Annotated in this window: 25 protein-coding genes; 15 read left to right on the top strand and 10 right to left on the bottom strand. The window is 35.8% G+C overall.

Annotated features, from left to right (window positions below; genetic code table 11):
- The first annotated feature begins 7 nt into the window (after nt 1–7).
- From HUE88_RS11175 to HUE88_RS11200, 6 genes are all read left to right on the top strand, one after another.
- Nucleotides 8–2,383: a PAS domain S-box protein gene (locus HUE88_RS11175; RefSeq protein WP_194369057.1), complete on the top strand. Its 2,376-nt coding sequence runs from the start codon at nt 8–10 to the stop codon at nt 2,381–2,383.
- A complete protein-coding gene (locus HUE88_RS11180; RefSeq protein WP_194369059.1) occupies nt 2,376–2,768 on the top strand; it encodes a response regulator transcription factor in 393 nt (130 codons plus the stop codon). Before HUE88_RS11175 ends, HUE88_RS11180 begins: the two co-directional genes overlap by 8 nt.
- Nucleotides 2,765–4,270 carry an HD domain-containing phosphohydrolase gene (locus tag HUE88_RS11185; protein WP_194369061.1) on the top strand — a complete coding sequence of 502 codons (1,506 nt, stop codon included), beginning with the start codon at nt 2,765–2,767 and terminating at the stop codon, nt 4,268–4,270. Before HUE88_RS11180 ends, HUE88_RS11185 begins: the two co-directional genes overlap by 4 nt.
- A gap of 187 nt (nt 4,271–4,457) precedes the next feature.
- On the top strand, nt 4,458–5,522 hold the full coding sequence (ispG, locus tag HUE88_RS11190; protein ID WP_194369063.1) for a flavodoxin-dependent (E)-4-hydroxy-3-methylbut-2-enyl-diphosphate synthase: 1,065 nt from the start codon (nt 4,458–4,460) through the stop codon (nt 5,520–5,522).
- Between the two features lie 76 nt (nt 5,523–5,598).
- Nucleotides 5,599–7,050, top strand: a complete 1,452-nt coding sequence (locus tag HUE88_RS11195; RefSeq protein WP_194369065.1) for a replicative DNA helicase — start codon at nt 5,599–5,601, stop codon at nt 7,048–7,050.
- 30 nt (nt 7,051–7,080) lie between these two features.
- Nucleotides 7,081–8,364 (top strand): ComEC/Rec2 family competence protein, encoded by a 1,284-nt coding sequence (locus HUE88_RS11200; RefSeq protein ID WP_194369067.1) that lies wholly within the window; start codon nt 7,081–7,083, stop codon nt 8,362–8,364.
- Here HUE88_RS11200 and HUE88_RS11205 read toward each other — a convergent pair.
- The 3 genes from HUE88_RS11205 to HUE88_RS11215 are packed head-to-tail and all read right to left on the bottom strand — an operon-like array spanning nt 8,308 to nt 11,307.
- The gene (locus tag HUE88_RS11205; protein ID WP_194369069.1) at nt 8,308–9,138 is read right to left on the bottom strand and encodes a YihY family inner membrane protein; all 831 of its coding nucleotides are present in this window, start codon (nt 9,136–9,138) and stop codon (nt 8,308–8,310) included. The genes HUE88_RS11200 and HUE88_RS11205 overlap by 57 nt on opposite strands.
- Before the next feature lie 16 nt (nt 9,139–9,154).
- Complete coding sequence (locus HUE88_RS11210; protein ID WP_194369071.1) at nt 9,155–10,540, bottom strand: FAD-linked oxidase C-terminal domain-containing protein; 1,386 nt, start codon at nt 10,538–10,540, stop codon at nt 9,155–9,157.
- A complete protein-coding gene (locus HUE88_RS11215; RefSeq protein WP_194369073.1) occupies nt 10,540–11,307 on the bottom strand; it encodes a plasminogen-binding N-terminal domain-containing protein in 768 nt (255 codons plus the stop codon). The genes HUE88_RS11210 and HUE88_RS11215 overlap by 1 nt, the downstream gene beginning before the upstream one ends.
- 211 nt (nt 11,308–11,518) lie before the next feature.
- Between HUE88_RS11215 and HUE88_RS11220 the strand changes: the two genes are divergently transcribed.
- A complete protein-coding gene (locus HUE88_RS11220; protein WP_194369075.1) occupies nt 11,519–12,718 on the top strand; it encodes a peptidoglycan DD-metalloendopeptidase family protein in 1,200 nt (399 codons plus the stop codon).
- Nucleotides 12,696–13,274: an NUDIX domain-containing protein gene (locus HUE88_RS11225; protein ID WP_194369077.1), complete on the top strand. Its 579-nt coding sequence runs from the start codon at nt 12,696–12,698 to the stop codon at nt 13,272–13,274. Before HUE88_RS11220 ends, HUE88_RS11225 begins: the two co-directional genes overlap by 23 nt.
- Before the next feature lie 23 nt (nt 13,275–13,297).
- On the opposite strand, the gene HUE88_RS11230 is transcribed toward HUE88_RS11225, so the two are convergent.
- From HUE88_RS11230 to HUE88_RS13900, 3 genes are all read right to left on the bottom strand, one after another.
- A complete protein-coding gene (locus tag HUE88_RS11230; RefSeq protein ID WP_229860076.1) occupies nt 13,298–15,289 on the bottom strand; it encodes a primosomal protein N' in 1,992 nt (663 codons plus the stop codon).
- A 156-nt stretch (nt 15,290–15,445) separates the two neighbouring features.
- Complete coding sequence (locus tag HUE88_RS14040) at nt 15,446–15,886, bottom strand: prepilin-type N-terminal cleavage/methylation domain-containing protein (RefSeq protein WP_194369079.1); 441 nt, start codon at nt 15,884–15,886, stop codon at nt 15,446–15,448.
- 238 nt (nt 15,887–16,124) lie between these two features.
- The gene (locus tag HUE88_RS13900) at nt 16,125–16,541 is read right to left on the bottom strand and encodes a type II secretion system protein (protein ID WP_229860077.1); all 417 of its coding nucleotides are present in this window, start codon (nt 16,539–16,541) and stop codon (nt 16,125–16,127) included.
- Nucleotides 16,542–16,693: 152 nt separating this feature from the next.
- Here HUE88_RS13900 and flgB point away from each other — a divergent pair, with 152 nt between their 5' ends.
- From flgB to HUE88_RS11265, 4 genes are all read left to right on the top strand, one after another.
- The gene (flgB, locus tag HUE88_RS11250; protein WP_194369081.1) at nt 16,694–17,125 is read left to right on the top strand and encodes a flagellar basal body rod protein FlgB; all 432 of its coding nucleotides are present in this window, start codon (nt 16,694–16,696) and stop codon (nt 17,123–17,125) included.
- Between the two features lie 82 nt (nt 17,126–17,207).
- The gene (flgC, locus tag HUE88_RS11255) at nt 17,208–17,702 is read left to right on the top strand and encodes a flagellar basal body rod protein FlgC (protein WP_194369083.1); all 495 of its coding nucleotides are present in this window, start codon (nt 17,208–17,210) and stop codon (nt 17,700–17,702) included.
- 27 nt (nt 17,703–17,729) lie between these two features.
- A complete protein-coding gene (fliE, locus tag HUE88_RS11260) occupies nt 17,730–18,032 on the top strand; it encodes a flagellar hook-basal body complex protein FliE (RefSeq protein ID WP_194369086.1) in 303 nt (100 codons plus the stop codon).
- A 181-nt stretch (nt 18,033–18,213) separates the two neighbouring features.
- Nucleotides 18,214–19,983 (top strand): peptidoglycan D,D-transpeptidase FtsI family protein, encoded by a 1,770-nt coding sequence (locus HUE88_RS11265; RefSeq protein ID WP_194369088.1) that lies wholly within the window; start codon nt 18,214–18,216, stop codon nt 19,981–19,983.
- Here the strand turns inward: HUE88_RS11265 and panC are convergent.
- A complete protein-coding gene (gene panC, locus HUE88_RS11270) occupies nt 19,960–20,805 on the bottom strand; it encodes a pantoate--beta-alanine ligase (RefSeq protein WP_194369090.1) in 846 nt (281 codons plus the stop codon). The two genes, HUE88_RS11265 and panC, sit on opposite strands and share 24 nt — an antisense overlap.
- Nucleotides 20,806–20,917: 112 nt before the next feature.
- On the opposite strand from panC, the gene prfB reads away from it, so the two are divergent.
- The gene (prfB, locus tag HUE88_RS11275; protein WP_194369092.1) at nt 20,918–22,021 is read left to right on the top strand and encodes a peptide chain release factor 2; all 1,104 of its coding nucleotides are present in this window, start codon (nt 20,918–20,920) and stop codon (nt 22,019–22,021) included.
- Here prfB and HUE88_RS11280 read toward each other — a convergent pair.
- A complete protein-coding gene (locus HUE88_RS11280; RefSeq protein WP_194369094.1) occupies nt 21,993–22,331 on the bottom strand; it encodes a hypothetical protein in 339 nt (112 codons plus the stop codon). The two genes, prfB and HUE88_RS11280, sit on opposite strands and share 29 nt — an antisense overlap.
- 41 nt (nt 22,332–22,372) lie before the next feature.
- Here HUE88_RS11280 and HUE88_RS11285 point away from each other — a divergent pair, with 41 nt between their 5' ends.
- Nucleotides 22,373–23,086 carry an arginyltransferase gene (locus HUE88_RS11285; protein ID WP_194369096.1) on the top strand — a complete coding sequence of 238 codons (714 nt, stop codon included), beginning with the start codon at nt 22,373–22,375 and terminating at the stop codon, nt 23,084–23,086.
- A gap of 7 nt (nt 23,087–23,093) precedes the next feature.
- Here HUE88_RS11285 and HUE88_RS11290 read toward each other — a convergent pair whose 3' ends face one another.
- A complete protein-coding gene (locus HUE88_RS11290; protein ID WP_194369098.1) occupies nt 23,094–23,771 on the bottom strand; it encodes a hypothetical protein in 678 nt (225 codons plus the stop codon).
- Nucleotides 23,772–23,824: 53 nt separating this feature from the next.
- Between HUE88_RS11290 and HUE88_RS11295 the strand changes: the two genes are divergently transcribed.
- Nucleotides 23,825–24,058: a hypothetical protein gene (locus HUE88_RS11295; protein WP_194369100.1), complete on the top strand. Its 234-nt coding sequence runs from the start codon at nt 23,825–23,827 to the stop codon at nt 24,056–24,058.
- Nucleotides 24,059–24,136: 78 nt separating this feature from the next.
- Here the strand turns inward: HUE88_RS11295 and fusA are convergent, their stop codons facing one another.
- A complete protein-coding gene (fusA, locus tag HUE88_RS11300) occupies nt 24,137–26,224 on the bottom strand; it encodes an elongation factor G (protein ID WP_194369102.1) in 2,088 nt (695 codons plus the stop codon).
- Nucleotides 26,225–26,283 lie beyond the last annotated feature (59 nt).

Genomic DNA, 26,283 nt, shown 5'->3' on the forward strand with positions numbered 1-26,283 from the left:
AGAAATTATGATTACTACAGTTGAATTAAAACTTAAAAACATAATAGAAGCTCTGAAGAACTCCTCAGGTCAACAGTTTTTTGAGAATATAGTTCTTAGCTTGGCTTCTACTATTAATGTTGACTATGTTTTCATTGCCCGACTTGATGACAAAAAAATCAACTCCACTACAATTGCCCTTGCCGCAAAAGGCGAAATTGTCGATAATTTTGTATATGATTTAAAAGATACACCCTGTGCTGATGTCAGTGATAACTCTGTTTGCTGCTTTACACAAGGGATAACTAAACTTTACCCAAAAGACCAACTTCTTATCGATATGAATATTGAATCCTATATAGGTACTCCATTGCAAGACTCCAAAGGTAATGTTATGGGGCTAATAGTAGCTCTGTCAGAGAAAAAAATAGAGAATGAAGATTTTATTAAAACACTCTTTGAAGTTTTCTCAGGGAGAATAGCCGTAGAGTTGGAGAGAGAAATACTTGAGGCTAGTAACCGTGAGTATAAAGAGCGATTAGAGTTGGCTCTAGAGGGGAGCAGTGACGGACTATGGGATTGGGACTTAACTACAAATGAGTTATACCTATCTCCTAGATACAAAGAGATGCTTGGATATAAAGATGATGAACTCTCAAATGAGTATTCAACATGGTATAACAATACCCATCCTGATGACATTGAAGAAATTTTACATAAAGTTGACTCTTATATAGCCCATAAAATAACTGTTTTTGAGCACACTTTTAGAATGAAACACAAAGACGGCTCATGGGTGTGGATTTTAGGACGGGGGAAAGCTCAGTTTGATAAAGATGACAAAGCCGTTCGTATGGTTGGCTACCATACTGATATGACAGAGAGCAAGACAAGAGAGCAAGAAACAATTAAATTAAAAACTCTGCTTGGCAACATAATCGACTCTGTTGAGAATATTATATTTGTAAAAGATGAAAATTTCATATATATAGAGTGTAATACCGCCTTTGAAAAAAGTGTTGGAAAGTCACACAAAGAAATTTTAGGTAAAAATGATTACGAACTCTTCGACAAAAAAACTGCTGACTTTTTTAGAACAAAAGACAAAATGGTAATATCTGAGAACAAAACTCTCTCTAACTATGAATGGGTAACTCGCCCAGATGGGACAGAAGTGTACTATCTTACGGTAAAAACTACACTTCGTAATTCAGAAGGCAAAGTCATTGGTATTGTCGGAAACTCAATAGATGTTACTGAAGAGTATAAAACACAGCATGAGATATCTAGACTAAAATCTGCACTTGAGAGAAGTCCTGTTTCAATAGTTATGACAGACAAAGATGGAATTATTGAGTATGTCAATCCAAATACCTCTACTGTCAGCGGTTACTCTAAAGAGGAGCTAATAGGTAAAAATCCAAGGATACTCAAGTCAGGCTATATCAATGATGAAGAGTATAAAAAGGTATGGGAACATATCAGTAGCGGGGAGGTATGGACAGGAGATTTTAAAAATATTGCCAAAGATGGTTCTATTTTTTGGGAAGAAACAACCATACTCCCATCCTTTAATAAAGACAACGAAGTAGACGGGTATATAGCTTTCAAACTAGAAATTACAGAAAAAGTACATTTAAAACAAGAGCTGAAGAACCAAGAAGAGATTATGATTGCCCAATCCCGCCATGCTGCGATGGGTGAGATGATAAGCATGATAGCACATCAGTGGAGACAGCCTATAAGTGTGATTGCTATGGGAGCAAATAACATTTTAGCTGATATAGAGCTAGACATGGTTGATATAAATAATCTTGCAATTGGTGCAAAAGAAATAATAAGACAAACTCAAGAGCTCTCAAATACCATTGATGATTTCAGGGGCTTCTTTAGACCGGGAAAAACGCTCGAAGATATTTTGCCAGAAGATGTTTTTAAAGATGCTTTTGGCGTGATTGGGAAATCTTTACAAAATAACAATATTGAAATTATTCAAGAATTTCATAATGGCAAAAAGATTACAACTCACTCAAGAGAGCTAATGCAGGTTCTTATAAATATACTCAACAACGCAAAAGAAGCACTGATTGAAAGTGGTGTTAAAGAGAGAAAAATATTTATATCAATAAATGGTATAAGCAATGGGGTAGAGATTACGATTTGTGATAATGCAGGCGGGATAAAAGAGGATATAATAAATAAAATATTTGATCCTTACTTTAGCACTAAAAACCAAAATGTTGGCACAGGGCTGGGTCTGTATATGAGTAAAACAATTATTGAAAAACATTTAGGCGGGATTTTAAAAGTTTATAACAAACATTACACTCAAGAGTCAGTAGTTGGTGCATGTTTTACTATTGAACTGCCATTTAATAAAAATAAAGGAGAAAATCATGAATGATATTAAAGAATTAAGAGAACATGTAAAAGATTTAAAAGTGCTGTTTGTTGATGATGAAGAGATGGTCAGAGATGGCACCGGCATTTTTCTTCGTAAATTTTTTGATAATGTAATTATCTGTTGTGATGGTGAGGATGGGCTTAAAACATTTAAAGAATCTCAAGACTTCGATATAGTCATAACAGATGTCGTAATGCCAAAGATGGATGGAATCACTATGATTAAAAATATAAAAAAGATTAATCCTGACATTTTCACTATATTTATAACCGCTTCAAGAGAGTTGGAAGATGCGCAGGACAGACTCAGCAATATAACAATTAAAAAACCGATTTCATTTGATGACATAATAATGATTATGCAGACAGTAGGTACACTTAAGTGATAAGTTTAAAAAACCTCAAAGAGTTGAGTGAAAATTTTTCTGTCCTTTATGTCGAGGACGATATTGCAATTCAGACGACAATGAGAAGATATCTTAAAAAATTCTTCTCTACTCTTGTTGTTGCCTGCGACGGAGAGGAGGGGTTAAACTTTTATAAAAAAGAGAACTTCGACATAGTTATAACTGATTTATCGATGCCAAAAATGAATGGTGCAGATATGATAAAGAGTATAAAAGAGATAAATGAAAATCAATCAGTTTTAATTACAACCGCATATAGTGAGTCACAACATTTATATAGTGCTTTTAAAATGGGAGTAGACGGGTATATTATCAAACCATTTGATATGGAGCAGTTAAATCAAGAACTTTATAAAATAGTTAATAAACTTAAAAAATTTCAAGAGAATGAGATTTACAAAAAACAGCTAAAAGAGATGGTAGAGCAAAAAACATCAGAGCTTAACGCTACCATTAAATACCAACACTACAATTATGAAAAAACACTTTTATCTATGGTGGAGATGATAGAGGAGAGAGACACCTACACCGCCGGACACAGCAAAAGAGTTGCCGAATATTGTAAAATAATAGCAAAACAAATGGGCTATGACGATGCTGATTGTACAAAAATATATCAAGCAGGGATACTCCACGATATTGGAAAAGTTGCAACTCCGGATTCTGTACTTTTAAACCCCAAGACTCTAAGCGGCATAGAGTATAAACTTATCCAAGAACATGTAGAGGTTAGCTATAAACTTTTGAGTCATATACCAATGTTTACGTATCTTGCAGATATAGTTAAATCACATCATGAAAGGTATGACGGAAAAGGGTATCCCCGCGGGTTGTCAAAAGATGAGATAGCGCCGCTCTCTAGAATAATGATTGTAGCCGATGCTTTTGATGCCATGACAACCAACAGAATATACAAAGCAAGAAAAAGTGTTAATGAGGCCTTGAAGGAACTAGCACAATTAAGCTCTAAACAATTTCATCCCGAAGTTGTTGAGAGCGCTCTTATAGCACTTAAAAACATCTCTATAGACTCCAATATAAGCCAGATACCTAGAACTAAACTAGAGAGGGAGAGGTTCTCGTATTTTTACAAAGACACCCTTAGTGATGTTTACAATCAAAACTATCTGGATATCTCCTTAATGAAAAATAAGATTAGCAAAGAGTTTAGGCACCTATATATATTTAATCTTGAAAACTTTTCTCAATATAACAAAAAATATAGCTGGCAAGAGGGTGACAAACTGCTACGCAATTTTGCAAACTGCTTAGACAACTACTTTGCATACTCTGATGTTTTTAGAATTTTTGGTGATGATTTTGTAGTTATGAGTGCCAAAGAAGATGATGTAGATAAACTGCTTCCGCTTCTCGACGAACTTGTAAGAGAGACGGAGATTGAGTACACGCTAAAAGGGGTAGATTTAACTAAACTCAGTATAAATAATATTTCTGAAATAGAAAATATCTACAATATTTAGCTTAAACTCAAAATCTCAAATCCGCTATATATTAAATAAGCCGAGAGGCTTAAACCTAAAATTATCAATAGTATCTTTTTTATTTTTTCAATTTTATTCATGGTGAAATTTTATCACATTTTATATCTAATTTTGCATCTTCAATTACTAAAGCACCCTTTTATACCAAAAAAGATAAAATCTATTTATGATAAAAAGAGTCCAAACTAAACAAATTTTTGTAGGTAATGTTGCAGTTGGCGGTGATGCTCCAATAAGCACACAATCTATGACATATTCAAAAACCTCTGATGTTACAGCAACGGTTGAGCAGATAAGAAGGCTCCATTTTGCAGGTTGTGACATAGTTAGAGTAGCTGTTCCTGACATGGAAGATGCTCTTGCCCTTAAAAGCATAAAAGAGCAGATATCTCTACCTCTTGTTGCAGATATTCACTTCAATTATAAACTGGCCTTAATTGCTGCAGAAGTAGTTGACTGCATACGAATCAATCCTGGAAATATTGGTTCACGTGAGCGTGTAAAAGAGGTTGTAAAAGCTTGTCAAGCACGAAATATCCCAATAAGAATCGGTGTAAATGCAGGAAGCTTAGAAAAAGAGTTTTTAAACAAGTATGGACAAAGTGCTGAGGGGATGGTCGCGTCTGCCGAGTACAATATAAAATATCTCGAGGATTTAGGTTTTAGTGACATCAAAATATCATTAAAAGCCAGCGATGTTGGGAGAACTGTAGATGCCTACAGAATGTTACGCCCAAAGAACAACTACCCGTTTCATTTAGGCGTTACAGAAGCGGGAACTCTTTTTCATGCAACTGTTAAAAGCTCAATAGGTCTTGGTGCGCTACTTCTTGATGGAATCGGCGACACTATGAGAGTCTCAATAACAGGCGAGTTAGAAGAGGAGATAAATGTTGCACGAGCTATTTTAAAAGATAGCGGCGCAGTAAAAGACGGGCTAAATATTATCTCTTGCCCTACATGTGGAAGAATTGAAGCCGACCTGGTTACGGCTGTTGGCGAGATAGAGAAAAGAACTGCACATATAAAAGCTCCTCTGAATGTTTCAGTTATGGGATGTGTTGTAAATGCCATTGGTGAAGCGGCTCATGCAGATGTAGCAATCGCTTATGGCAAAGGAAAAGGTCTAATAATGGTAAAAGGTGAAGTTGTGGCTAATTTAAACGAGAGTGAGCTTGTAGACAGATTTATAGAAGAAGTTGAAAACGCAGCGAGGAATCAGAATGATTAATTTCTCACCGACAGGTGTAGCTTCAGTGACTGAAGATAGTCTGGACTTGTTCAGACTATCTGAGAAAAGGTAATAGATGCAAGATAATTTATATAACCTGGCTTTTGAACGCTCAATACTTAGTTCAATTGTTTTTGAACCTCAGCAGTTTGATGAACTAAGCGTTGCTCTTAGAGAGGATGATTTCTACCTTCCTGCTCATCAGGACATATTTAAAGTAATGGTTAAACTCCTTCAAAAAGATCACCCTATTGATGAAGAGTTTATTAAAAAAGAGCTTATTAAAATCAAGAAATTTGACGAGCAGGTTATGCTTGAGATTTTATCAGCAAATCCTATCTCAAATACAAAAGCGTATGTAGAGGAGATAAAAGACAAATCTCTCAAACGACACCTTCTAACTCTAACTACAGAGATAAAAAGAGTTACAGTTGAAGAGGAACTCTCAAGTGCAGAAGTTATTGATATTGTCGAGAAAAAGCTCTACGAGATAACGCAAGACAACCAAACCAGCGACTTTAAAGACTCTCCAAAGATGACCTTTGACACAATGGCATATATCAAAGAGATGAAAGAGCGTGGAAACAATATTTTAGTTGGTGTCGACACAGGCTACCATGAACTAAACAAAATGACTACCGGTTTTGGTAAGGGAGACTTAGTAATCATAGCGGCCCGTCCTGCTATGGGAAAAACCTCTTTTATTTTAAACACCGTAAACAGCCTTATTATGCAAGGCAAAGGTGTTGCTTTTTTCTCTTTAGAGATGCCGGCTGAACAACTTATGCTTAGACTTCTATCTATACAAACCTCTATTCCTCTGCAAAAATTACGCGTTGGAGATATGAATGATGACCAGTGGAGTTCTCTAAATGGAGCGATAGAGAGGATGAATGATGCAAAGCTATATGTTGATGACCACGGAAGTATCAACATTAATCAGCTTCGCTCAAAACTTAGAAAACTAAAAAACAAACACCCTGAAATAGAGATTGCAGTAATTGACTACCTCCAAATTATGAGTGGCGTTGGAACACAAGACAGACATCTTCAAGTATCAGAGATGTCTCGTGGGTTAAAGATGCTCGCCCGTGAGCTTAATATGCCCATAGTAGCACTCTCTCAGCTAAACCGTGGACTAGAGTCAAGAAATGACAAACGACCTATGTTAAGCGATATTCGTGAGTCTGGTTCTATTGAGCAGGATGCAGATATTATCTTGTTTGTTTACCGTGATGATGTTTACCTATACAAAGAGGAAAAAGAGCGCGAAAAAGCTGCAAAAGCTGATGGTAAAGAGTTTATCTCAGAGTATGTAGAAAAAGAGGAAGAGGATGCTGAGATAATCATCGGAAAGCAGAGAAATGGTCCAACGGGTCATGTCAAACTTGTTTTTCAGAAGAAACTCACCCGCTTTGTTGATGCGCAACCTTTTGCAAAAGGTGTTGAGACAGTCTACGAGAACGTAGATACTCGCTCCGCTAATATTAATGTTTCTAACGATATGGTTTCGATGCCAGCGCTTTGAGTGAAAAATTCTTAAATGCAAAATTATTAAATGACGAAGAGAGTCTCACTTTTTAACACAAAAAGAGAGTTTCTTCTATTTTTACTTACATGTACATTTATCCTCTTCTACTCACTTCTTATAGAGTACCAAAACTATAAACAACTAAACCGTTTTGATTCGCAAATAGTCTCTGCGACAGTTCTTAAGCAGTATGAAAAAATAAAAGATAGTAAAACATTTCAAGTGCTAAAACTAAAAAGCGAAGAGGGTTTTACTTTTTACAGCAGTGCTAAAAAATCATTTGAACATGTAGAAGGCAAAAAGTTAAAACTTGTAATCTTCGCAGGTGAGATAAGTTTTTATGAGTATCTGACAAGCTTTTATGCCCACTCAAAAGTAAAATATATCGATGTTACACCTACACTAAAGGATAAACTAAACACATACATCTCTTCTGTGCACCATACAGGGAATTCTTTTGGCGAAGATAAAAATATTGCAAATATTTATCAAGCTCTATACACCGCTACTCCTTTAAATAAAGAGCTGCAAAGCACATTTTCCACTCTTGGAGTCTCACATCTTTTGGCAATAAGCGGATTTCACCTTGGTGTTCTTAGTGCCCTGCTCTTCTTTTTGATAAAACCTGTTTACAGCTATTTTCAAAATAAATATTTTCCTTATAGAAACTCAAAATTTGATATATTTTTTATTGTAGCCTTAATGCTTCTTGCTTATCTGCTCTTTTTAGACTCTCCACCATCACTGCTTCGTGCTTTTGCTATGCTTGTTATCGGGTTTGTACTTTACGACAGAGGGATTAAGATAGTCTCAATGCAAACTCTTCTTTTAACAGTTATACTTCTACTCTCTTTTTTTCCCAAACTAGTTTTTGCTCTTGGTTTTTGGCTATCGGTTAGTGGAGTTTTTTACATATTTTTATTTCTTATACACTTTAAAGATTTAAATAAAATATGGCAATTCATATTAGTTCCATTTTGGGTTTACTTATTAATGGTTCCATTTTCATTAACAATTTTTGGAAATTTCAGCATCTACCATCCACTCTCAATTGTCTGGACAACGCTTTTTACTCTGTTTTACCCGCTAAGTATATTTCTACATGTAGTAGGTTATGGAGATTTGTTTGATAATTTACTGCAGAGTTTAATATTTTTAGGTCAAGAGGGGCTACATGTAGAGTTAAGCTATAAACTTCTCGCTCTACATGTAACGTTTTCGATTATTAGCGTTTATAGGAAAAGCTTTCTCTGGCTACTGCTCGTTTTTAGTCTCTTTGTTTTTATATATGCGGTTTATCATATAACATAGTTTAAGCCCATATATAAAAATAACCCACGAGACATAAATCCATAAAAACAAAAACATCAAAATAGCAAAAGAGCCATACATAGTCGCATATCCCTTGTTATAAAAAGTATACTCAATAAAAGCATTCTTAGAGATACTAAACACTATGGATATTACAAATGAACTAATAAGTGATGCTTTTGGATTTATCTTTGTGTTTGCGGAGATTTGAAATATGAGAAAAAATAGTGCCCAAATAATCAGATACGGTATAACGGGAAGTATATTTATAACAGATGCAATTTCATTTGACTCTATAACCGTAGCCAGCATAGCCGTTATGTAAAAAGATACTCCAAGTGCAATCGGAGTTAAAGTAAGAAGTGTCCAGTAAGTTGTTACAGACTCCCAAAGTGTTCTCTTTTGTGCATGAAAAATCTTATTTGCTATATGTTCAAAATCTTGGAAAAACAGAAGTGATGTAACTAAAACCATAACAAGACCAATAACACTCATTTTTGCAGAGTTAGCTAAAAACTTATCTATATGCCCCATCATCATTTCAGAATTTACAGGCATAAGGTTTGAAAATATAAATGTTTTTATGCTCATATAATATTCTGCAAACGACGGCAGAGATGTTAGAAGTGTTAGCATAATCAAAAGCAGAGGGATAATAGTAAAGATAGTGTAAAAACTGAGGCTCGCAGCATAAAGAGAGAGATCTTTATCTGCAAAAGCAGCTAAGAAAAATTTTGTATGTCTGTAAAGTTTATATAATTTTTCTTTTAACATGTGGCTTGACTCCCAATCAGTTAAGCCCCATCTTGGCAGGGTTTAAAATATTATTTGGATCAAAAGCCATCTTAATTGACTTAAACAGATTCATCTCTTCATCAGAAAAAGCCATTCTCATATATGGCGCTTTTGCAAGACCGATGCCGTGTTCACCTGAGAGTGTTCCTCCCAAATCTATTGTAGCTTGAAAAACCTCTTCTATCGCTTTGTAAGCTATTTTAACCTGCTCAGGGTCTTTGCCGTCAACCATTACATTTGTATGTACATTTCCATCACCGGTATGTCCAAAACATGGTATTTTTATATTGTATTTGTCAGCGATTGCATAGAATTTTTCCAACAGTTCAGGCAATGCTGAACGTGGAACTGTTACATCTTCATTAAGTTTTTTACTTCCATAAATACTTAGCGATTGAGAAGCGTTACGGCGAGCAAACCAGATATCTGATGCTTCGGCTTTGTCTTTTGCAATTTTAAATTCCGTACAACCGTTTTCACGAAAAACTTTCTCAATCTGAGCAAGTTGAAAATTCAAATCTTCTTCTAAATTTCCATCAACATCTGTAACTAAAAGTGCACCTGCATCAACAGGCAAACCTTTTTTAAATGTCTGCTCAACTGCCCTAATAGTCAAATTATCTAAAAACTCCATGGCAACTGGTGTTATACCGCTAGCCATAGTTTTATAAACAGCTTCCATGGCATCACTTACGCTAGAGAAAATCCCCATAGCCGTTTTAGTCAACTTTGGCTTAGGAATAAGTTTTAGTGTTATCTCACTAAGAACTGCAAGAGTCCCTTCGCTTGCTATCAAAATTCCGCTAATGTTATAACCAGCCACATCCTTGATAGTTCTTTTTCCCGCTTTAATGATATCGCCGTTTGGCAAAACTGCACGGGTTGCCATTACATAGTCTTTTGTGATTCCGTACTTCGCAGCTCTCATCCCGCCAGCATTTTCACTTACATTTCCACCTAGAGTTGAGTAGTCCTGAGAAGCAGGATCTGGTGGATAAAACAGACCTAACTCCTCTACAGCACGCTGTAAGTCCATATTTATAACACCTGGCTGAACAATTGCCACCATGTTTTTCATATCAATCTCTAAGATTTTATTCATATGCTTTTCCATCGCAAGGACAATTCCACCACTGCTTGGAAGTGCTCCACCTGTGAAACCGCTCCCTGCTCCGCGAGGAACAATTATGATTCTATGCTCATTACAATACTTTAAAATATTGCTTATATCCTCTTCATTCCTTGGAAATATTACTGCATCTGGCTCAAAATGCTCACGTGTTGCATCATAAGAGTAAGCTATAAGATGTGCCTTGTCGCTATAGATATTCTCTTCACCTACAATAGTGCTAAAATGTTTTAAATGTTTAACATCAATCATTACTTCACCTTTGTCTTAAAAGCTTCAAACTTCTCTTGTAATTTTTTATTTTCAGGATTGGCATCTACTAAAAGTTCATAGTAGTAAGGCTCATAACTCTCTAGTTCGCTACTACCCTCTCCCCACCAATTTGCATCTATCTCTGGAACTCTTGTATAAAAAGGGAGATTGGTGCTATTTTGTGGAAGTTTAGCCTCTGATACTGTTAAAATTTTAAAGCTTTTAGCATCTACAGTATATATAGCTTCTTCTAAAAATATAAAAACCAAACCAACAGAGGTTGTTTCACTCATCTTTGTGAAGTCTTCTCTAAGCGGTGTCGGGTGCCCATTAAACGATAATATAGTTGCAAAAATATCTGGATGTACCCATTGAAGTTTTGTGCTTTTGGTTACTCTATAGTATATCTCTTCATTTGGGACAATCAACAATCCTCTTGTGTACCCAAATGCCAATACTGCCTCATCTCCAACTTCTACATGCCATTTTCCACTAGGAAGCGCACCGTTTGTCAACTCACTGTATTCGCTTAGGAGAAGCTTTGCTATTTGCGTATCTTTGTCATAACTTGCAACAATTGCATTTTTCAAGATAGTTGTATGGTTTTTGGATATCTTATGGACAATAAAACCGCTCATTCCTACATCTATCTTATCTATTTTAATAGTAACTTCCGTTTCATCACTATTCACTGTAACTACAGGAGACTTTACAACACTTCCAAACAACTCTATTGCTAAAATAAAAACTAAAAATATATACTTCATTCTCTTCACTTTTCTTTATTTAAACGCAAAAGGAAGTAATTCCTTTTGCTACGCTAACCGCTATGGCACTAAAGCTAACCCCATAAAGGGGTAGAATATTAAAATTTTTCAATTTTATATAATGCGATTATAGCAAACAAACCTCATACTAAGCCAAATTTTGTTAGAGTTTCTGAATTATTTTAAAAAATTTAATATTTATGGTTATTTTATGCGACAGTTTTTAATATTTCTTCTACTTTTAACATCTCTTTTTGGCTCCAAAGTCGAGACTTTCCGCTGGGCTAACGGTGAGAGCTATCTTGTCTTTTTAGAGAGGAACAATCTTCCAGTAAAACCTCTTTACTATAACCTGGACAAAGATGACCAGCTTCTCACCGAAGAGATGCGCGCTGGTATACATTGCCACATGTTAAGAGATGAGAAACAAAATATAAAGCAGATACTCCTTCCTCTTAATGATGAGCTACAACTACACATATACAGGGATAAAAATTCTTATAGTTTTGAAGTTATACCAATTATCAGCACTACAAAAACAGAGGCATTTACTTTAAATATCTCTCACTCCCCATATTACGACATCATAAAAGCAACTGGTAGTAAAAAACTGGCAGAAATCTTTGTATCTAGTTTTAAATACTCTCTAAATTTCAAAAGAGACCTAAGAAAAGGTGATACTTTAGTAATGATTTATGATCAAAAGTACCGTTTAGGAAGAGCTTTTTCAATGCCGATTTTACAAGTTGCAATGATTGAGATGAAAAAGAAACAACACTATATATACCTAAACTCAGATGACAGATTTTATGATGAAAATGCCAATGAAGTTGAAGGTTTTTTGCTTGCATCTCCAGTTAGGGGAGCACGAATATCCTCACGATTTACCAAAAGAAGATTTCATCCAATTTTAAAAAGATGGAAAGCACATCTAGGTGTAGATTACGCAGCAGGCAGAGGAACTCCAGTAGTGGCGGCTGGAAGTGGAAGAGTCTCACATGCAGGTATACTTGGCGCTTACGGAAACCTTATAAAGATTAGTCATAACGATGGTTACGAGACAAGATATGCCCATTTAAAATCATTTCGCAGAGGTGTAACAAGGGGTAAATATGTTAAAAAAGGTCAAACAATAGGGTATGTTGGAAACACCGGTCGCTCTACCGGTCCTCACCTGCACTTTGAACTTAGAAAAGATAACGTAGCCACAAACCCTCTGAGAGTCGTTCAAGTAACCACTAAAAAACTAAAAGGTCATGAGAAAGAGGCATTTTTAAAGCTAAAAAAGAATTACAATGAGAGCATAGAGTTGCACCTTAAAAATAAAACAAAATTTGTAAAATTATCCATACCTGATACAACTTGCTATTTCTATAACGGAGGAGAGTGTGCACAAGATAGACTCTACTGAAAAACTTAAAAATCCAAGATTTATAAAACCTATCATGATTAACTACTCCCATTTTGGTGTAGAAAAAAAATGGGAAGCTGTTTTAAGTCATGATAGTGTAGCTGTTCTGCTTTACCACACCCAAAAAAATGCATTTGTTTTAGTAAAGCAGCTCCGTGCTACGGTTTTAAACAAAAACAGAGACAACGGGATGATGTATGAACTTTGCGCGGGAATAGTAGACAAAGAGGCAAGCAACGCACAAATAGCAAAAGAGGAGATTTTAGAAGAGTGCGGGTATGATGTACCTGTAGAGAATTTAGAAAAAATCAGCTCTTTTTACACAAGCGTCGGCATCTCCGGAACTCACCAAACTCTTTATTACGCTGCATGTGATGACAGTATGAAAGTGAGTGAAGGCGGCGGTCTGCACGATGAAGATATTGAAGTTATATATATCCCTGTTGAAGAGTCAAGAGAGTTTATGTTTGATGAGAGTTACCAAAAGACTACCGGAGTTATGATGAGTTTTTACTGGTTTTTTGATACTAAAAAAGAGCTATATATTAAAAATTAATTCCACTTCAGCAAGCTTTTTGGCTAGCCAAAATCTATGGGGTCCATATCTATCTCGGCTAATTGGCTTCTACATGTAGAGATTGCTTTGATGATATCTGTACTCTTATCAGAGCGCAGAAGTATCTCAAACCTGTACTTATCGGCCACTCTCTCAACTCCGCATTTTCCATAACCTACTATCTCGATGTTTTGTATTTTAGATAGTTTCTCTTGCATTTCACTCATCTCGCTTTGAGCTTTTAGTCCGTTCTTGTGAGAAAATACAATACGGCAAAGTTTCTTATACGGTGGATAGAGCTCTTTTCTGTACTCTTTCTCTTCCTCTAAAAAGTTCTCATAACTGCCTATGTAAGTTTTAAAAAACTCTTCATTGAAAGTTTGAACTAAAACTTTGGCATTTTGCTTTCGCCCGCTTCTCCCTGAGACTTGGATTAAAGAGGACAAAGCCTTCTCTCTTGCTCTGTAATCACCCATATTTAGCATATTGTCCATCCCAAGAACAACCGCCAAAGTTACCCCGTGATAATCGTGTCCTTTGCTTAGCATCTGAGTTCCCACAAGTATATCACTCTCTCTGTCATTAAAACGTTTCAGTGCTTTTTTCAGTTTGTTTGAAGTGGTTATAACATCTCTGTCAAACTGCTCAACCCTAGCTTCAGAAAACTCTTCGCCAATCACCTTAACTGCCTCGGCAGTTCCAAGTCTTGAGCTTGTCAGAGAACCGCCTCCGCACTCGCAGCACACTTGAGGTATAGCTTGTGAATAGTTGCAGTAGTGGCACTTCAAAGCTCTGCTTTTTTGGTGAATACTCATCCCAACGCTGCAAAACACACACTCATAAGTGTGTCCGCAATCTTGACAAATAAGATACTTAAAGTTTGCACGTGTCGGTAGAAAAACTATAGCCTGCTCTTTTGCTTTTAAACTCTCTTTTAGACTATCAAATATCAAAGGGGATAAATTTTCAGCTGAACGCTCGTAAACAAACTCTTTTTGTGCGCTGAAGTGTCCACCTTTTAGCCTTACATGTGCGAACTTGGTATAAGAGTTTAAAGATGGTGTCGCACTCCCTAAAACTACTGGTATATCATAAAGCTTACCCATATATATAGCTATATCTCTGGCATTGTATCTTGGGCGTGAAGATGATTTATAACTATCATCGTGTTCCTCATCTACAACAATCAGACCTAAATCTTTAACAGGGAGAAAAAGTGCTGAACGGGGACCTGCTATGATATATGCAGTGCCATCATAAATCTTTTGCAGTGCAATCTTTTTTTGTTTTGGGGTGAGCTTTGAGTGCCACATAACCACTAAGTCACCAAAGTGTTCCTCCAACCTTTGCCCCATCTGTGGAGTCAAAGAGATTTCAGGCATAAGAAAAATAGAGCGTTTTTTCTCTTTTAAAATGTCATAAAAATATTGCATATATATCTCTGTTTTACCGCTACCAGTGTCACCAAAAAGAAGCGAGGTTTTATGTTGCTTTAAAAATGTAAGTGCCTCTTGTTGTTTTGCTGAGAGTGTGATGCTAGATTCCCAATCAAGTTGGGAACGACGAGGCGGTGTGTCATCCTGAATCTGATGTTCGTCATCCCAAACTTGATTTGGGATCTGGCCTGTGATGCTAGATTCTGAATCAAGTTCAGAATGACGAGTTGGAGCATCAGTTTCCGTCATTTCAGTTTCTGATTCCATCATCCTCAGCTTGACTGGGGATCTAGCTTCAAAAGCCATCATAACCCCAAGAGCCTCACCCAAAGATGAAAAGTAGTATGTGCTTATAAATTTAGCAAGCTTTATCTGCTCTAAACTATACTCAAAATCACTTACTTCTAAAATTTCACTTGTTTTGAATTCTGGCTTTTCACATGTAGAGATAATAACGCCATCAGCTTCTCTGTTTCTGACTTTTAGACTAACTTTTGTACCTACATGTAGATTTAGTAAACTTTGGTAAGTGAATGGCTCAAGAGGAGAGTTTAAAAGTGAGATATTATAATAATGCAAATGTTTTTATTATCCAATGTTTGATGTGCGCTTTGCCACGTTAAAGAGTGGGAATAAGAAAACTAGACCCTGAATCAAGTTCAGGGTGACGGATTGGTCGTCATTCCAAACCGATGCTCCGTCATTCCAAACTTGATTTGGAATCTACTTTATACCTTAATTAGTAAGTATTGAACACTCTGATCCGGAAGTACACAAAAATCTTCCGTCCGTCGGAGTATATGTAAATGTATTTGTACTTGTACCTAGTTTAAAAGTGTGAACCAATCCGCCTGCCTGACCTTGCCAGTGACCCGAAGCATCTTTAGCAGTTATGCCATACATTAAAAGTGTCTGATTTGCATCAACGCCAGTAAAAAGTGTTGTAGTGCTATTACTAAGCTTTGATATCCATGTGCTGTCACCTCTTATAAGGCGACCCTGCCTCTCTGTAACAATAGCGGAGCGTATAGAAGCTATATCAGCACGACCTTTTGTTATGTCTGCATCTGTACGAGTTGCTGCAAACCTAGGTATAGCAACAGCTGCTAAAATACCTAAAATTACTATAACAAATACTAGCTCTACCATTGTAAAACCGTTTTTTGATTTTTGCATAAAAATTCCTTAAAATACGTCATATTTCATATATTTATTATACTAACATAATGTTTAATTATTTAAGTTTAAAGTTTGTTTGATTTTTTAAAAGAGGAGGAAAACGCTTGTATGCATTCCCAAGTAGAACTTGGGAACGAGAAAGATTGTTTAAGTTTAAAGTTTGTGATTTTTAAAAAAAGAAGAATTTGTAGATATCCATTCCCAAGTAGAACTTGGGAACGAGTGAAAAAGTATATTAACGAGCTACAGACGAACCTAAAACAGTAATAATCTCACCAGTAACAAACGCATCAGCAACCAAAGCACATGCCGCATTACCAATACCAGCACCATCCGTAATAGTAACATTTACATCATTAGTTCTAGCAACGGCAGCACAAATTACACCACCACCCATTACACTAATACCAGTACCATTAGCAACAACATTAGGAGATGCAGTTGTTGTATCTATCAAGTTTGCTTTTAAAGCTCCTGTAGACATAGCATCTGTCTGAATATCTTTCATAACAGTCTTAAAATCAGACAACGCTGAAGTAGCAGCAGCATCAGTACGTGTAGCAGCAAGTTTTGGAATAGCCACAGCGGCTAAAATACCTAAAATAACGATAACAAAGATCAATTCGATCATAGTAAAACCAGCTCTTTTCATAAGAGACTCCTTAGTAGATAAAAAATTTGGGTTATTCTAATAACCTTAACAACATTATGTAGCAGTTATGATTAAACTTCGCTTAATATATATAGCTATATTTTTTGGAACTAATATTGCTTATATAAAATAATTAAAAAAAGGAGTATAAAATGAGTATTCAGACATCCAGAGCAAATACCCTTGTTGCAGCTGCGCTTGACTATAGAGCGGCGCGTCAAGATATGATATCTTCAAATATTGCGAATGCTGATACTCCTTTTTACAGACCAAGAGATATAAGCTTTGAAGATGCTCTTCGTGCAAAACAAGCTGAAATATATAAAGATAACTCATCAAAGCTTGCTCTTGCAAAAACAGATAGTGCGCATATAGAGTTTCGTGATGAAAAAAGCTCATACAAACCAAAGACTTTTTTTAGAGATGGACATATGGCTAGAAATGACGGAAACAGTGTAGATTTGGATGTTGAGACAACAGAGATGAGTAAAAACTCAGTAATGTTTAATGCTCTTGTCCAAGCCAAGAAGAAAAATGGTGCTATTTTCAAAAGCGTTATTGATGCATCTTCAAAAATAAGTTGATAGATTCCAAATCAAGTTTGGAATGACGAGCTTTCGTCACCCTGAACTTGATTCAGGGTCTAATTTATAAAAAGGGAAAAAAATGAGTAATTTTTTAAATAGTTTTGATATCAGCGGTTATGGTTTATCTGCTCAAAGAGTTCGAGTTAATACTATTTCTCAAAATATAGCAAATGCTCAGACTACAAGAACTGACGAGGGCGGACCTTACAGAAGAAAAGAGGTTGTATTTAAAGCTATCGACTTTAACCAAGAGTTCAACAAAGCACTAAATTCTATGACAGACAGTGCAAAATACTCAGACCCTTTAAATGAGGGTGATTTTGGGAAAAAAGTGAATCCTGCTATAATGAGTGTAATAGTTGACAAGATTTCACGTGATGACAGAGAGCCAAAGTTGAAATTTGAGCCAAATCATCCAGATGCGGATGCAAATGGTTATGTTGCGTATCCAAATATTAATCCTGTTATCGAAATGGCCGATTTAGTAGAAGCGACTCGTTCGTACCAAGCAAATGTTGCGGCATTTCAAAGTTCAAAAGATATGGCAAACAGTGCAATATCGCTTTTACAATAGAAAATTTAAAGACGAAGGGGCTGAATTATGAGTAATATAAATGGAATATCAGGCACATCCACAGCCGACTTACTAAAACAGAAGAGTAAACTAGAAAATCCTAGTGGTGGAGAGGCTTTTGCTGAGCACCTAAAATCTGCTCTAAATGAGGTAAATGAACTTCAAGACAAAGGTGATAAAGCCCTTGGAGATATGGCAACTGGTCAAGTAAAAGATTTACATCAAGCAGCACTTGCAATTGGTAAAGCTGAGACAAGTATGAAATTAATGCTAGAGATAAGAAATAAAGCTCTAAGCGCCTATAAAGAATTGGGAAGAACACAGTTATAACTAGGTGAGTCTGCTCTTTTTGTTTAGAAGCTAGACCCCAAATCAAGTTTGGGGTGACGAAAGTGTCATTTTGAACAGTCGTTCGTCATTCTGAACTTGATTCAGAATCTAACATATCAAACAAAAAAAACTAAACTCGCTATTATGTAAACAATGTTATAATTTCTCCAAAAAAGTACACATGATAAATCAAAATAAAAGCAAAAAAATACTTCTACTTTATGTGTTAATAGCCCTTGGCTTTTTAATATTTTTGAGTGTAATGCTTTTAACAACTCTTAAATCCCGTGATCTGCCATCTTTATATACAAAAGAGAGTTCAAAAGCTGTAAGAGGTTCTATTATAAGTGCTGACGGCTTTCACATTGCAAGTACAAAAAAACTTTACAAAGCTATTGTCAATACGCACTATATAGACCCTTTAAAAAAAGATTTATTTGTTGAACTTTTCAGCATATACTCCGGCATAGAGTCCGAAGAGATAACAAAGAAGCTTAGTAAAAAAAGAGGTGTGGTAGTTCTAAGCTACAACATAGAACAAAAACAGGCTCAATACCTAAAACGATTAGCTTATGAGCTTAGACGATTAAAAGTTTTTGTGGAGCGTAAAAGCCCCACTACAGGAAGGACTACACTTCATGGACTAAGTATAATCGAGAGTGGAGAGAGTAGAGAGTACTCCTATGGAGACTTGCTAACACCAATCATCGGCTACCCACATAAGATTGAAGAAGAGGGGTATACTTATGTAAAAGGGGTTAAAGGTTTAGAAAGACGCTTCGAAGACGACCTTCAAGCAAAACAGGATGAACTAAGCCAAGGACCAAGAGATGTAAACAGCTATATTATATTAAATAAAAAAAGCTTCTCAAAACCGAATATTAATGGCTTAGATATAAAACTAACCATTCCAATATCTCTTCAAATCAGAGTAGAGAGAATGCTTGATAATATGAAAGTTGAACTCGACGCAAAACATATAATGATTGGCATCATGAATTCGACTAACGGTGAAGTTATCGCTTTGGCAAGCTCAAACAGATTCTTGCCAAAATCAATTAAAAAAAGTGACTATCCATCTCTAAACAGCGGCATGATTGAGTATAGTTTTGAGCCAGGCAGTGTTATTAAAACAATCACTTTTGCACTACTTTTAGACAAGGGACTAATCAACCCTTATGACTTGGTAAATGGGCATAATGGTCGTTTTAAAATTGGTAAAAAAATTATAACGGATGAGCATAAATTTGACTGGCTATCTGCTGAGAACACTATAGTTCACTCATCTAACATAGGGATAGCTCAACTAGCACAAAAATTATCTGGAGCAGAGTTTCATGAAGGGCTTAAAACATTTGGTTTTTCTAAAAAATCTACACCTGATCTTATCTATGAAAAAACGGGATCAATACCAAGTGCAATAAAACTCAATAATGAGATATACAAAGCTACCTGCTCTTACGGATATGGAATGAAAGCAAATCTAATGCAGCTTTTGCGAGCATACAGCGCCTTTAACAATAATGGAAGAATGGTTACTCCAAAAATAGTCAGTAGTTTTATAGATAGTTATGAGAGAGAGACAAAGAGTGTAGATGAGGAGCAGATTCAGGTTATAAAAAGTTCTACCGCTCATAGAGTCAAAAAAGTTCTCATAAAAACTGTAAATGAGGGGACTGGAACAAAGGCCAAAACTGAAGGTTTAGTTATTGGCGGAAAGACTGGAACTTCACATATAGTTGAAAACGGGAAATACGTTAGAAAGTACAACACCGCTTTTATAGGTTTTGCGAATGATCAAAAGCAAAAATATACAATAGGTGTAGCTGTAGTTCAGCCTAAAAAGAGTCAATTTGCTGCTCAAACATCGGTACCTGTGTTTAAAAAAGCTGTTGAGATAATGGTTGAAGAGGGTTACTTGAGACCTCTACAACCAGATATTGTCAAGTAATCTTGTAGTTCCAACTCTCACTTCAACTAAGATAATCGTATTTCCAATCTCTACATGTGAGAGTTGTTCAAAATCACGATTTAAAACCTCTACATAAAAAACTTCCAAATCTCCAAGAGTGTTTCTCATCTCTTTAATAATCTCTTTTGAATCCAAAATGTTTTTTACAACCATAGCACTTGCTTGACGTAAAGATGACGAAATTTTAAGTGCTTCTTCCCTATCGTTAGGGCTAAGATATGCATTCCTGCTACTTAGTGCCAAGCCATCGCTCTCTCTAACCGTATCTACCGGAATTATCTGAGTACTCATAAACAGCTGCTTTACCATCAAAGAGATTAGGTTTAACTGCTGTGCATCTTTTTTGCCAAAGTAAGCTCTTGTTGGTGTAACTATATTTAAAAGCTTCATCACAACTGTTAAAACACCGTTAAAATGCGAAGGTCGGCTATTACCCTCTAAAACATATCCTCTAACTTTTGGAGCGCATAATGTCACTTCATCATTGGTGTACATATCTGCTACATGTGGAAAGAAAAGAATATCTACTCCGCTTAATTTACATATCTGCTTGTCAGCTTCATCTCTCTTAGGATATTTATCTAAATCTTCACCTTTTAAAAACTGTGTCGGGTTTAAAAAAATAGATACCACAACCAATTCATTTTGCTCTTTAGCTTTTTTTATAAGTGAAATGTGCCCTTGATGCAGTGCCCCCATTGTTGGGACAAAACCGATAGTTCGGTTTCCTTGAAAAGATGTAGAATTATTTTCACCTTTTAAATACTCTTTTAATTCTAATGGACAAGAGATAATCTTCATTTTAAGCCTCAATTCAATATAATCGCAATTATACTACAAAACATGAAGCTTTAGTCGCCCAAGCGGCGCTAGCGGAGTAAAAGGAATTTTATTCCTTTTAAGGGACTAATCAATGGACAACTACGAATATACAGAACTTTTAAAAAACTTAAAAATTAAAATGGAAAACATCACCGGTGTTGTTGAGCCTACAAAACTTAAAGCCAGACTTAAAGAAATAGAAGAGCTAGAAAATAATCAAGAATTTTGGGATGATGCAAGCAATGCTGCAATCGTACAGCAAGAGAAGACAAAGTGCCAAAGAAAGCTCGATAAATACTTCGTAGCCAATAATGCAATACTTGATGCAAAAGAACTATATGATATGGCAAAAGAAGAGAGTGATGATGACTCTATAAACGAGTGTTTTGAAGGTGCAGAGGAACTTAAACAGCAAATTTTAAAAATGGAAATAGAAGTTCTTCTCAGCGGAGAGATGGACTCAAATAATGCCATACTATCAATACATCCCGGAGCTGGAGGGACAGAGTCACAGGACTGGGCTTCAATGTTACTTCGCATGTATAAACGCTTTGCGGAGAGAAACGGTTTTTCAGTTGAAGTTCTTGACTACCAGTCGGGAGAAGAAGCAGGGATTAAAGATGCTTCAATCCTTATAAAAGGTGAAAATGCGTATGGATACCTAAAGGTTGAAAACGGTATTCACAGACTTGTAAGAATATCTCCATTTGATTCAAACGCTAAACGACACACCTCTTTTTCCTCTGTCATGGTTTCTCCTGAGGTTGATGATGACATAAACATAGTAGTAGAGGATAAAGACATTCGTATAGATACTTACCGCTCTAGTGGAGCTGGCGGACAACATGTAAACAAAACCGAATCTGCTATTAGAATAACACACATAGCAACGAATGTCGTAGTTCAGTGTCAAAACGACAGAAGTCAGCACAAAAATAAAGCAACAGCTATGAAGATGTTAAAATCAAGACTATACGAGCTAGAACTTGAAGCACAAAAAGCTGAGCTGGCAGGTGTATCTAAAAGCGAGATAGGCTGGGGACACCAGATTCGCTCTTACGTTATGCAACCGTATCAGCAGGTTAAAGACACGAGAAGCAATGAAGCTTACTCTAATATTTCAGGTATTTTAGATGGTGATATTGGAGAGATGATTGAGGGTGTGCTTATTGCACAGAATCGTTCTCACGCTTAATAAAGCTATAGCCTAGGAACCCAATTCCAAAAATCATAGCTATTATTGTCAGGTACTCTCTTTGTTTTGCCTGTGTGTTTTTTAGTTCCTCTAAAATTTTTGCACTGCTTGATTTTTTGGGGTTTTTAGAATTTCCAGCCGAACCCCTCACATGAGCTTCCATCCTTGCTACATTTGCCGCTGCAATCTCATTTTGAGTATATCCCTCTTTTGGAGCAGACCAAAAATGTACAATGAAACCAATCATTAGCATTAGCACGCCCAAACTTCTTAAGATTAATATTTTATATTTTGTAAATATTTCTTTCATTGTATACCTTTTTATAAAGCAAATTATGTCAAACTTCGCATATGAATATACTTAAAGAATTTCTAACAAATGACAAATGTTCATATTTGCAGAATCAACACCAAACAACTTACTATAAAGTAATCGAAGAGTGTTCTACGCAACAATGCCAGGATTTTATAGAACGTGGCTATAGACGATTTGGTAAGATGTATTTTAGACCGATTTGTTCTACATGTAATGAGTGTAAAAGTGTAAAAATTGACGTTGATAATTTTGAATTTTCCAAATCACAAAGAAGAGTTATAAAGAAAGCTTCAAATATCAAAAGCTATATTCAAAGACCTACTATAAGTAAAACCCATTTAGAACTCTTTGAGAAGTACCATTTAAATATGAAAGATAAAAAAGGGTGGGAGTACACTCAGTCTACTCCTGAAGCGTACTACAGATCATTTGTAGATTCTCACAATGATTTTGGGTATGAAGTTTTATATTATGATGAAGATAGACTAATCGGTGTCGATTTAATAGATATATTGAATGATGGAATTTCTTCTATATATTTTTACTATGATCCAGATTATCTGAAATACTCTTTAGGAAAACTCTCCCTCTACAATCAGATACTATTTGCAAAAAGATCTAAAAAAAAGTGGATTTACTTAGGATACTATGTTGAGGATTGCCCTTCTCTCTCGTACAAATCTCACTACAAGCCATACCTCACGCTTCAAGGCAAGCCAGATATAGATCAAGATTATGAGTGGGCATGAATTTTAATTATTTTTCTAACTCTTTTCTCTGATTTTCACGAATCTCCTGCTTTGTTTGTGCAACATTATCATCAAGCAATTTTTCAAGGTTCTCCTGTTCTGCTTTGTCTTTTTTTCTTAATCTTTTAATTTTGGCATCTTCTATTTGCTTTTTTGTAAGTCCTTTTTTTTCACTTTGCATTTTGTCTTGATTTTTATTCTCATCCAAAAGAGTTTTTATAACTCCAGATTCTTCAATCTCTTCACTGTGTTTGAAGTAGTAATCTAAAATTTCTTTCTTATGTTTCTCTGTATTGATAAGTCCAGAATTAATAATAAATACAAATAGTTCATTGTTCCCATCTTTTATAGACGATTTAAGTTTTGCTTCTGCTTCTCTTGCATAACTATTATTTTTTTTAAACAAATATCTTAAAGTTTTTAGATACTCAATTTTGTCTACTTTTATATCTCCTGATTCTATAGCAAACCCTTTTATTTTAGCTTCTTGGACTTCTTTAACATATTTATCTATTTTATCTTCAAGAAGAGAGAACTCAGGGACATCTTTTAACTTTTGTATTAACACGACATTATCATAGACTATATCCCCAATTGTAGAGTATATGGTCGGATTCTCTTGTGAAATCTTAATTTGAGAGAATAAGAGTGTTGCTAAAACGGCTAATATTGCTAATTTTTTCATAAAAACACCTAATTTTTTTTAATTTTTTTAACTATACAAGATATAATAATAGTATGATTAAAAAAATTAAAATTGAACTTTTATACTTCTTAATAATACTTATAGTCTTGGCACTTTTGCAACATCAGGACTTACTCACATCACCACTTAAGAGAATCGACTTGATGAGAGAGAAAGAGAATTACTTGCACCCTCTACTTTGGACGTCAATAGTCTACTCCGCAATCGGGGTTTTAAGACTGGCTATTAAATCTATATTTTATTTGAAGAATAGAAACAAAAGTTAACTACTGATAAATCGTCAATTTTTGGTTTATTTGTAGGGAAAGTTAATACTTCCAAAGGAAGTATTAATTGGAGTAGGACTAGCCGTTTCTCTTTTTCTGAATCTCTTCAGAAACATTCTTTGGAACTTCTTCATAGTGATCAAATTCCATTGAGTATGTTGCACGTCCTTGAGTTGCAGAACGAAGGTCTGTTGAATAACCGAACATTTCAGCAAGTGGAACAAATGCATCTACAATTTTGTTACCTGAACGGTCACCCATATTGTTTATTTGTCCACGACGACGGTTAAGGTCACCGATTACATCACCCATATAGTCTTCAGGAACTTCAACTTCAACTTTCATCATTGGCTCTAAGATTGAAGGCTTAGCCTTACGACAAGCTTCTTTGAAACCCATTGATGCTGCAAGTTTAAATGCCATCTCATTCGAGTCAACATCGTGGTATGAACCATCATAAAGTACAACATCGATATCTTCCATTGGGTAACCAGCAAGAACACCAGCAGACATAGACTCTTTACATCCTTTTTCAACAGCAGGAATATACTCTTTAGGAACAGTTCCACCTTTGATTTCATTGTGAAATACAAAACCAGTACCAGCTTCACCTGGAGAAACAGTAAGATAAACATGTCCAAATGCACCACGACCACCAGATTGTTTAGCATACTTGTACTCTTGGTTAACTTTCTCTTTAATTGACTCACGGTAAGAAACCTGTGGAGCACCAACTTCAGCATCAACAGAAAATTCTCTTTTCATACGGTCAACAAGAATTTCAAGGTGTAACTCACCCATACCAGAAATAATAGTTTGACCAGTCTCTTCATCAGTATTAACTCTGAAAGATGGATCTTCAGCAGCAAGCTTGCTTAGTGCAATACCCATTTTTTCCTGGTCAGCTTTAGTTTTTGGCTCAACAGCAACTGAGATAACTGGCTCAGGGAAATCCATTCTCTCTAATACAACTTTTTGACCTATAACTAATGTATCACCCGTAGTAGTTGCTTTAAGACCAACAACTGCACCGATTTCACCAGCGTAAATCTCTTTAACTTCTTCACGCTTGATAGCATGCATTTTTACGATACGCCCAATTCGCTCTTTTTTGTCTTTCGTAGTATTATGAACAAATGAACCTGCTTCTAATGAACCACGGTAAACACGGATAAAAGTAAGTACACCAACAAATGGATCTGTCATAATTTTAAAAGCCAATGCTGCGAAATCACCTTCGTTAGTAGATGGAACTGCAACATGAACTTCTTCATCATCCATCATAGTACCAGTAATTGGCGCACACTCTGCTGGAGCTGGAAGGTAAGCAACAACTGCATCAAGTAAAGTTTGAATACCTTTGTTTTTAAACGCTGTACCACAAGTCATAGGAACAATTGCCATACCAAGAGTAGCTGCTTTTATAGCTGCACAAATCTCTTCTTCTGAAATCTCTTCACCGTCTAAGAATTTTTCTGCAAATTCATCATTACCATCAACTTCAGATAATGATTCAAGCATTTTTTCTCTATATTCATCAGCTCTATCTTGTAGGTTAGCAGGAATCTCTTCAACGTGATAGTTTGAACCCATTGCTGCATCTTTATCCCATACAATTGCTTTCATCTTTACAAGATCAATAACGCCGTCAAACTCAGCTTCGGCACCTATTGGTAATTGAATAGGAACAGGATTACCTTTTAGACGGTCACGTATTTGACGCTCAACTTCGTAAAAATCTGCACCTGTTCTATCCATCTTGTTAACAAAAACAATTGATGGAACTTTATAACGGTTTCTTTGTCTCCAAACTGTTTCTGATTGAGGCTGAACACCACCAACAGCACAGAATACTGAAACAGCACCATCTAGTACACGCATAGAACGCTCAACTTCAATAGTAAAGTCAACGTGACCCGGAGTATCAATTATATTAATTTGTTTACCGTCCCACTCACAAGTTGTTGCAGCAGAAGTAATAGTAATACCTCTTTCTTGTTCTTGTTCCATCCAGTCCATAGTAGCAGCACCATCATGAACCTCGCCAATTTTATGCTCACGACCTGTATAGAATAAAATTCTTTCAGTTGCAGTAGTTTTACCAGCATCAATATGTGCTGCAATACCTATGTTTCTTACGTCTTCTAATTTATGTGATCTTGCCATTTTTATAATGCCTTAAAGTGATTTATTTATAGAGTTGGACCTCTTTCATAAATAGACTC

Origin of the sequence: Candidatus Sulfurimonas baltica (genome assembly GCF_015265455.1) — a bacterium.
Lineage (GTDB): Bacteria > Campylobacterota > Campylobacteria > Campylobacterales > Sulfurimonadaceae > Sulfurimonas > Sulfurimonas baltica.